The organism is Palleronia pontilimi (assembly GCF_016412875.1).
In the GTDB taxonomy this organism is placed as follows: Bacteria; Pseudomonadota; Alphaproteobacteria; order Rhodobacterales; family Rhodobacteraceae; genus Palleronia; species Palleronia pontilimi.
The window spans coordinates 1-601 of sequence record NZ_JAEKPD010000048.1 but is presented as its reverse complement, the minus strand read 5'-3'; the positions used below and the strand labels follow the sequence as shown (position 1 = coordinate 601).

Here is a 601-nt window from a genome sequence, read left to right as displayed (position 1 = left end):
CTCTGACCCTGTTGTTGTTGTTGTTGCTGCTGCTGCTGCTGCAGGATGATAGAGTAGACGATAGCACGGATTGACTCATGGCGGGATTGCTCGGGGATTTGCCGCAATTGCTGGCAACATTGTTGCTGCATCACATGGCAAATGCTCTGCTGCAACATTTGTGACCTAGCAAGACATCGCTGCATTGCCACAGGGATGCACTGCTGCTGGAGGAATACCTTGCATGGGTTTAGCTGCTGCAGAACAGATGGATGAATAACTGGTATTTGTTGTTGCTGTGAAAATGGTGGTTGTTGTTGCTGCGAATATGGTGGCTGTTGTTGCTGCGAAAATGGTGGTTGTTGCTGCTGTGAAATTGGTGGTTGTTGTGAAAACGGTGGTTGTTGTTGTTGTGTGAATGGTGGTTGTTGTTGTTGTTGCTGCTGCGAAAATGGTGGTTGTTGTTGCTGCGAAAATGGTGGTTGTTGCTGCTGTGAAATTGGTGGTTGTTGTGAAAACGGTGGTTGTTGTTGTTGTGTAAATGGTGGTTGTTGTTGTTGTTGCTGCTGCGAAAATGGTGGTTGTTGTTGCTGCGAAAATGGTGGTTGTTGTTGCTGTGAAA

General features: G+C 46.9%; 1 protein-coding gene. It reads right to left on the bottom strand.

Annotated elements, in window-relative coordinates; all coding sequences use genetic code 11:
• Positions 1-165: 165 nt before the first annotated feature.
• Positions 166-601 (bottom strand): hypothetical protein (locus ILP92_RS18225; protein WP_235971602.1); only part of this gene is annotated, 436 nt, incomplete at its 5' end.